Origin of the sequence: Pseudoteredinibacter isoporae, assembly GCF_040372805.1 — a bacterium.
Classification (GTDB): Bacteria; Pseudomonadota; Gammaproteobacteria; order Pseudomonadales; family Cellvibrionaceae; genus Pseudoteredinibacter; species Pseudoteredinibacter isoporae_A.
Map to the genome: position 1 here is coordinate 258,885 of NZ_BAABWJ010000006.1, position 8,339 is coordinate 267,223.

The window sequence follows — 8,339 nt, forward strand, 5'->3', positions numbered from 1 at the left end:
TCACTCTGTTCAGGTCTTAAGAAGAACCAGTATTCAATTCTTCGTTCTCCACCCGACTTTGGCTGTCGCCCAACAGTTTGATGAACTCTGCTTCCGGCACCGGAGGACTAATATAGAAACCTTGATACTGATGGCAGCCGTATTGACGCAATAAATCCAATTGTTCTCGGGTTTCGACGCCTTCGGCCACGACATTCAAGCCTAGCAGTCGCGCCATCGCAATAATGGTTTCAACCAACACGCGATCACTGCGATCTTCCGGAATATCCCTGACAAAACTCTGGTCAATTTTCAATGTTGCCACAGGCAAACGCTTGAGATAACTGATCGAAGAATAACCGGTTCCAAAATCATCAAGCGAAAAGCTCACGCCCAACACCGACAGAGATTTCATGGTGCTAATGGTTTCTTCAACACCTTGAATAACCACCCCTTCGGTAATTTCCATACTCAGGGAACCACGGGGAATCTGAACATCCTCCAAAATCTGGCAGACATCGTCCACAAAACCCTGATGACGGAACTGGCGTGGACTGATATTCACACTCAGGATCATATCTTTCTTCCAGAGCCCTCGATCAAACCAATCCCGCAACTTTACGCAAGCCTGTTCAATGACCCAGTTGCCCACATCAATAATTTGCCCAGAGGTCTCCAACACTGGAATAAACACCGCCGGTGAGACCATACCGTCATTGGGATGATGCCAACGAATCAGCGCTTCTGCCCCCACAATACGATTGGTTTCCGTGTCCACTTTGGGTTGAAAGTACAATTCAAATTGCTGGGTTTCGATGGCGCGGTGCAAATCCCCTTCCATCGTCAGCTGACGACTGACTTGGTCGGCCATGTCCTCATTGAAAAATTCAACTGCATCTCGTCCCTTGTCTTTTACCTGATACATTGCCGTATCAGCGAAACTCAGCAACTCATGAACCGAAGACTTAAAGTCGGGATACACCACTACGCCCACACTGCAGGTCACCCGCAATTCCATATCCCCATAATAAAAGGGAGCGGAAAGTTGTTGACGTATTTTCTCGGCAACTTCACCGGCTTTGATGGCCGCCGTGCCCGAATCGGTATCGAGCACCGTAAGAATAACCACAAACTCATCGCCGCCCTGACGGGCCACCAGATCCTCCTGGCGCACGGAATCGAGTAAACGGGCTGCCATTTCCTTAAGCACGGCATCGCCCACCGGATGCCCGAGAGAATCGTTAATGTTTTTAAATTGATCCAGATCGATAAACAGCACCGCTCCAAAATAATGATGGCGCTGGGCGCGGCGCAGTTCATGCTCCAAACGCTCGACCAGGTGCAAACGGTTGGGTAGGTTCGTGAGGGAATCGTGGTACGCCATGTGCTCCATTTTGGCCTGAGCCCGACGCTGTTCGGTAACGTCAGTGGAAACGGCCAGCGAAACCACTTCATCGTAGAAATCCAGAGGCATGATGTGGGTTTGCAAATAATGGCGCTGCCGCCCATTGATCACATAGATTTCTTCAATAACTTCCAGGCCTTTGCCGGACTCAATAACCTTCAGATCCAAAGCCTGTACACGAGATACATCGGACAGGTAATACTCAGAGAAATCGTGAACACTGCGCCCCTGCATTTCCTCTACAGTACTGCCTAAAAACTTAGCCAAAGCATGATTGGCAAAAATATACACACCGTCGCGATTTCGCGCCCCAACCAGAACCGGCAGGCTGTCGATAATCTGGCGGACGTGTTCTTCACTTTTACGCAGAGCCAGTTCCACCGCCCGGCGCTTGGCCAAGGACAAATCCACGGCATCCAATAAACTGTTTGAGCTGTCAATGACTTGTGCCAGTTCATGCTCACCACTGAAAGTGATCGGTGTGAGACGTTTTTCGCCAGGATGGTCTGGATTGATGGATTTAATTTCGCGGGCCAACTTGGCAAGGGGTTTGGCCAGAATTTGATAAAAAACCGTAAACAGCAAAAGAATCAGAACCAGATTGCGCATAAATCCGGCGCCGGCAACCAGTCCGGACCGGCGATAGAACCCGGCCAATGCCAAGTCAACATCAACACTGAGTTCCATTTTTCCGTGGCTTTGCTTGTCAAAGACAGGAAAACGAATCAACTTCTCATAGCTTTTGCTGGGTTCAGCAATCTGGGCGGTTAACCAAAGAGTGTTACTCTGGCGTGGTGGGCGTTCCCCTTGGGCCAGGATCATCCCCATCTCATCACGGATCACGACTCGTTGCACAAAGTCGTAACTCAAAATGCCGTTAACCACTTCGGTCGCCAATTCATGATCCAAGGTATGAATCGCTTTGGCGGTAGGCGGGCGCGACGCTTCCATGATTCGCTCAACGAGATCGTCCAGTCCTTCAGCTTCTTCTTTATAATCCAAATAGAACTGCAGCATCGCGGTTAGCAGGCCTAAGACCATTGCTAACAACACACTGATGCGCATCATTCGAAATGAAATACTGGAGAAAAAAAATGGCACGAAAACCCTGCAAATTGTAGTACTAAGTTACCAGCTACTGACCGCCTGCTGTCGATTGTAATTATAGGCCTATCTGACAACAAAGGGAGCTAAGCTATTCCTTACTTACTGTGTCGACTGGCAATCACAGAACATAACGCCCTTTTTGTAAAAAGAACATCCCAGAACGAAAAAAACCGCCCAAAATGGCGGTTTTTTCAGAGCTTTACGACGATTTGCTTACAAAGCGGCGCCTGGTTCAACAAAGTCGTAACCCAGAACATCGGCGACAGCCTTATAGGTCACTTTACCGCGACATACGTTCAGGCCAGCCATCAAACCCGGATCACGTTCCAAGGCCTCTTTCACCCCTCGGTTCGCAATCTCCAGAGCGTATGGCAGGGTCGCATTATTCAAAGCCATGGTTGACGTACGTGCAACACCACCAGGCATGTTGGCTACACAATAGTGGACTACGCCATCAACAACATAGGTTGGCTCTTGATGCGTGGTTGCCTTGGAAGTTTCAAAACAACCGCCCTGATCAATAGCCACGTCAACAACCACTGAACCAGTTTTCATGCGACTGATAATGTCGCGAGTCAACAATTTCGGGGCAGCAGCACCGGGAATCAATACTGCACCAATCACCAGATCCGCTTCCAGAGCGTACTCTTCGATAGCAGAACCTGTGGAGTATACGCACTTAACGTGACCTTCGTATTCGGTATCCAGCTGACGCAAACGTGGCAAGGAGCGATCCATGATAGTGACATCAGCGCCCATGCCAACGGCCATTGCTGCAGCGTTATCTCCCACTACACCGCCACCGATGACCAGAACTTTTGCTGGAGCAACACCGGGTACACCACCAAGCAACACACCACGTCCACCCTGCGCTTTTTCTAAGTGATGAGCACCAGCCTGAACAGACATACGACCAGCGACTTCACTCATTGGCGCCAGCAGAGGCAAAGTGCCGTCCGGTGCCGTTACAGTTTCATAAGCTACACAGATCGCGCCGGATTTCACCAGCAATTCGGTTTGGCGTGGATCTGGAGCCAGGTGCAGATAAGTGTACAGAATCTGCTCTGGACGCAGCATTTCACATTCGTTTGGCTGTGGTTCTTTTACCTTAACGATCATTTCCGCCTTGGCAAAAATCTCTTCAGCCGTATCCAGAATCGTCGCACCAGCGGCGATGTATTGCTCATTGTCAAAACCGATAGAGCTACCCGCTTCGGTCTCGATGATTACTTCGTGGCCATTGTTTATCAGCTCTTTAACAGAGGCTGGCGTCAGGCCTACACGGTACTCGTGGTTTTTAATCTCTTTAGGTACACCGATCAACATATCGCTTCTCCAAATTATATAGTGGCCCGCTTATGGGAATCAGGCCTGTTCAGCTCGGCCTCAATAGAGGATGCCGCCATTCTAATGCTACAAAATTAGTGTTTTCATCTGTTTTTGGGTTATAGTCAGCGAATTCAACTACAAACTAGACGCCGAGGTTGATATGACCAAACGAAGTCGAGAACTCAACACCATCGACCGCAATATTTTGCGTGTGCTGCAGCGAAACGGGCGCTGTACCTATGCCGAACTGTCCAGGCAAGTCGGCTTGAGCGCCACACCGTGTATGGAGCGAGTCAAAAAGCTTGAAAAGGACAATGTGATCCAGGGTTACAGCGCCATCATCAACCCGGAATACCTGGATGCGGCCCTGGTGGTCTTTGTGCAGATACGCTTATTGCGTTCCGCACAGGATATTTTTGAGGAATTCCGAAACGCAGCCGCAGCGCTTCCCGAGGTTCAAGAGTGCTATCTGGTATCTGGTAATTTCGACTATTTGATTAAAGCCCGCGTGGCCAATATGAACGCCTACCGCAAATTCTACGGTGAAACCCTACTCACCTTGCCTGGCGTACAGGAATGCACCAGCTATGTGGTGATGGAACAGGTAAAAGAAACCCTGGAAATCCCGGTTCACTATAACCGCTAAGCTTAAACGACCAGGCCACGCCAGTATTCGCGCCCGGTAATACCAATATCGGTACGGCGGCGACCGCCGCCAAAGCGACGTTCGGGAACAGAAAGAGTGTGACGATAGGCGCTTCGGCGATCGGGAACCTGCCGGCGCTTTTCTGCCCGCCGATCTCGGTACTCTGCACCTCTATACACTTTTTGAACCCAGGCCACAGCGCCCAGGCAATTGAGTAGTTTCTGCAAATTCTTGGCGACGAGCAATTCACTGTGACGCTTTACGACAACGGGGGTGCCCTGAGCAAGAATGGTCAGATTATCTCCATTCAAATCGAAGCGCTTGCGAATACGCTCCAAAACCAGCTCCGATTGACGGTTTTGTGGACAGGTATGGTGGAAAATTACCGCATATTCAAATTCGTTCGCATTCATGGCTTTAGGTGATCTAGCTGGGTGAACCTTATGCCCGACCACGCCGGGCATTGATCCTAAGCTAACACAATCACTGTGAAGCGCATCACATAATGCTTACCACTGGGTAAAATTAAGAAGAAGGCATTATTTCCATGACTTGGACACCTGATTCTTTTTTATCAGATTCTTCGATTCTGGTTCCGAAAATATCGCTATCATCACGCTCCGGCCTTGGCTCACCACTGCGGTCCAGCTCTAGAGAAACGAAATCAAACAGGCCTCTATCCGCCAATTGACTGGGCGAAACTCTTTGCAATGCTGCAAAAATAGTGTCCGTACGCCCAGGCTGTTTCTGATCCCAATCTTGCAGCATCTGCTTAATAGCCTGACGCTGCAGGTTTTCTTGTGATCCGCACAGATTACAGGGGATGATAGGAAACGCTTGATGTTCGGCATAGGCCGCAATATCACTCTCACGACAGTAGGCCAATGGGCGGATAATGATATTGCGCTTGTCGTCAGCGAGCAGTTTAGGCGGCATGGCCTTTAGACGACCACCGTAGAACATATTCAGAAACAAGGTTTCGACAATATCGTCCTTATGATGACCAAGAGCGATTTTAGTCGCCCCGATTTCCTCTGCAAATCCGTATAAGGTTCCTCGACGCAAACGAGAACACAAACTGCAGGTCGTCTTGCCTTCAGGGATGACCTCTTTCACAACACTGTAGGTATCCTTTTCAATGATGTGGTACGGCACACCCACTTGGTCGAGGTAACTAGGCAATACCTCTTCCGGGAAACCAGGCTGCTTCTGATCCATGTTTACCGCAACCAACTCGAAGTTCACTGGTGCAGTTCGTTGCAGGTTCATCAGAATATCGAGCATCGCATAAGAATCTTTGCCTCCCGACAAGCACACCATGATTTTGTCGCCCTCTTCGATCATATTGAAATCGATGATGGCATTCCCTACATTCCGGCGCAGGCGCTTCTGGAGTTTATTGAATTCTATACGGGCCTGGCGCCCTTCGTTTTGTGCTGTGCTCATGCTGTACTCATAGTGTTTCGAGTTCGTGCCCGACGGCGAAAAAGGCGGCATTGTACGGTGTTTGTTCAATCGACGCCATGCCCTCAGGGATTTCTACTCCATAAGATGGTCGCGAAAACAAACAGCCGAGAGGCCTCTGGGTACCCAGAGACGACCGGAGGCAATAGGGAATCCCATTCCTCCATCTGAAATGCTAGGTGATCATCAGTACCGGGCCATGCCCATACCCTCACATAGCCCAGCTGCAGGCCTTAGATAAGATCGACAAGATCACTTTCAGTTTTAATTTGTGGGAGATCAGCCTGGGCGTCCTCCCAAACCAGAAGCTCCGCGTGACCGCTCACAGCCGCAGAGCCCGTCGTAAGAGATTTGGGCTCCATGGTTTCGGTCTGCAGAGCTTTTGGCAACAAAGCATCCAGATTTTGTTCAAGCTTATCCAGGGCGAGAACATCCTGCAGATCCACTGCGTAGGATGGTTCCGCAAAGGAAGCGAAACTGAATTCCGCATTTTGATCGGTGTCGAATGATGGCACAGTCAAAAGATCGTCTTGCTCAGTCAACAGGCCACCAACGGTCGATTTTTCCTTCACCGTACTCAGGGTATTCGCTTCGGCGTCATCAATCGCATCTTGCTGGGTTTGCTGCGGAGCTCTCATTAACGGCGAAACCGATACATTTTGAGTATCAAAAATGGAAACCGTCAGTGTCGCCGTATTGCTTTCTGAATCCACTACTGCGCCATTCGCTATTTCATTCACCACCGCAGTCACCTGCAGATCATAATCAACCGTCGAACCATTTGCGGAACTGTTGGTGCTTCGAACAAACAAGTTGTTTAGATCGGCGCTGGAAATATCAACACTGTTTATTCCGCCACCTGCTGTCAGCAATAAAGTATTGCCATCATATACTTCCCAACCATCAGGAATGTTCCCCAGCGTAATTGAGGCGATCGTTTCTGAGCCATCCGTGTCTTGCAACTGCACAGAAATCCCCGAAAGTTTAATCTTCGCGCCCTCACCACCCTTGTTCAGTTCAATCGGATAATAACCGCCGACATTGCTGTTGTGGTTTGAATCGCCAGCCGTTGGCCCAGCAACAAATTCTGAGTACTGCGCTCCGGTTGCTTCAAGAGTATCAATATCTCTAAAGACCACCACATTGCTGCTGTTCAAAGCCTGAGGACCACCACCATCGAGGTGAATTCGAATCGAGAAATCTCCCGGGCCAGAATGGTTGTACACATAAGTTTCCAAAGTGTAATAACCCGTTGCAGGAACGGTATAAGTACCTGCCGCGGTGTAAGAACCTCCACCTTGAGGAACCGTTTGCGCGGTAGCGGTGCTGTACGGTCCCCAAGTATTACCACTGGTATGGAACAATACGTTTCCGCCCAGTTCAATTTTGGCCGCGTCATCCATGTATCCCGAGAACGACACCGTTTGCCCTTCTTCGAGATAAATTAATGAAGTGACTTTCTGCAGCTGTCGGGCAGGAATATTCGTCGCGCCATTATTTCCGGACGCATTATAGGGTTGCGTCGGAGTACTGACCGTTCCACTCAAACCTGCACTGATGTTCTCCAACTGATTGCCCGCCTGAGGGCCACTCGATGCGTTATTGTACGTAGTACGAGTAAAACGATCCGAGCTTGGAATTTCTACTAGATCGATATGCTGATTACTTCCACCGTTATAATTCACCAATGAAGTATCAATCAGCGCAGGGTCCGCATCAGGAGTCACATCAACGGTGAAGGAGGCAGGGCTTGTACTCCAGGCATTGCCATCGTTTACGCTGAATGTAAACGATGCGTAATCGACCTGTTGATCTCCCGTACCACTTCCTCCGTAGGCATCAGAACCAGATTCATGTTGATCAGGAACAAACTGTAGCCCAGTATTTGGTAATGTGGTGTTATTCAGCTCCGCCGCTGTAATCACTTGACCCGCAGTGACCGCAACGCCATTCAACATCAAAGTGCCATCGACGGGTAGAGAGTCAATTCGAACAGAATTTAATTGATCCCCGATGTCGATATCAGAGAAACCAAAATCAGCAACGTTCAATTGTATGGCGACGTCTTCATTACCAGATTTGGAACTTGCAACAGCCTGAGGCCCCTGATTGGTTCCGGTCACCGTAATTGTGATAGTTGTTGTCGAGAAACTGCCATCATCGTCTTTTAAGGTGTAGCTGAAGGTATCCGTTGCTGTTGCTCCCAGTGCGAGGGAATCCGCAGCAGCACTCGGTGTATAGATATAGGAACCGTCCGCTTGAATCGTTAAGGAACCGAGTGTTCCGGCAATGGCCGTATTCACACCGCCAGTAATGTCACCTGTTTGAGTACCCGCTACAACGCCCGTAATTTCTGCCGCATCTGCACCATCAACATCGGCACCGCCCACATCCGTTCTCACATTGCCT

At 49.6% G+C, this 8,339-nt stretch carries 6 protein-coding genes; 1 reads left to right on the forward strand and 5 read right to left on the reverse strand.

Going from position 1 to position 8,339, the window contains the following annotated elements:
• Nucleotides 1–16 precede the first annotated feature (16 nt).
• Nucleotides 17–2,452, reverse strand: a complete 2,436-nt coding sequence (locus ABWW03_RS13780; protein WP_353409032.1) for a putative bifunctional diguanylate cyclase/phosphodiesterase — start codon at nucleotides 2,450–2,452, stop codon at nucleotides 17–19.
• A gap of 252 nt (nucleotides 2,453–2,704) precedes the next feature.
• Nucleotides 2,705–3,817, reverse strand: coding sequence for an alanine dehydrogenase (gene ald / locus ABWW03_RS13785; protein WP_353409034.1), 1,113 nt, complete (start codon nucleotides 3,815–3,817; stop codon nucleotides 2,705–2,707).
• A gap of 163 nt (nucleotides 3,818–3,980) precedes the next feature.
• Here ald and ABWW03_RS13790 point away from each other — a divergent pair, with 163 nt between their 5' ends.
• Entirely contained in the window at nucleotides 3,981–4,466 is a 486-nt protein-coding gene (locus tag ABWW03_RS13790; RefSeq protein ID WP_353409036.1) for an Lrp/AsnC ligand binding domain-containing protein, read from the forward strand.
• Between the two features lie 2 nt (nucleotides 4,467–4,468).
• Here ABWW03_RS13790 and ABWW03_RS13795 read toward each other — a convergent pair whose 3' ends face one another.
• The 3 genes from ABWW03_RS13795 to ABWW03_RS13805 form a co-directional block, all read right to left on the reverse strand.
• Nucleotides 4,469–4,879 carry a hypothetical protein gene (locus tag ABWW03_RS13795; protein WP_353409038.1) on the reverse strand — a complete coding sequence of 137 codons (411 nt, stop codon included), beginning with the start codon at nucleotides 4,877–4,879 and terminating at the stop codon, nucleotides 4,469–4,471.
• Between the two features lie 112 nt (nucleotides 4,880–4,991).
• A complete protein-coding gene (gene ttcA, locus ABWW03_RS13800) occupies nucleotides 4,992–5,912 on the reverse strand; it encodes a tRNA 2-thiocytidine(32) synthetase TtcA (RefSeq protein ID WP_353409040.1) in 921 nt (306 codons plus the stop codon).
• Nucleotides 5,913–6,163: 251 nt separating this feature from the next.
• On the reverse strand, nucleotides 6,164–8,339 hold a 2,176-nt coding region (locus tag ABWW03_RS13805; protein WP_353409042.1), incomplete at its 5' end, for an Ig-like domain-containing protein.

Coding starts and splice junctions, on each gene's coding strand:
- ABWW03_RS13780 (WP_353409032.1), bottom strand. CDS start 2,452: ATGATGCGCATCAGTGTGTTGTTAGCAATGGTCTTAGGCCTGCTAACC.
- ald (WP_353409034.1), bottom strand. CDS start 3,817: ATGTTGATCGGTGTACCTAAAGAGATTAAAAACCACGAGTACCGTGTA.
- ABWW03_RS13795 (WP_353409038.1), bottom strand. CDS start 4,879: ATGAATGCGAACGAATTTGAATATGCGGTAATTTTCCACCATACCTGT.
- ttcA (WP_353409040.1), bottom strand. CDS start 5,912: ATGAGCACAGCACAAAACGAAGGGCGCCAGGCCCGTATAGAATTCAAT.
- ABWW03_RS13790 (WP_353409036.1), top strand. CDS start 3,981: ATGACCAAACGAAGTCGAGAACTCAACACCATCGACCGCAATATTTTG.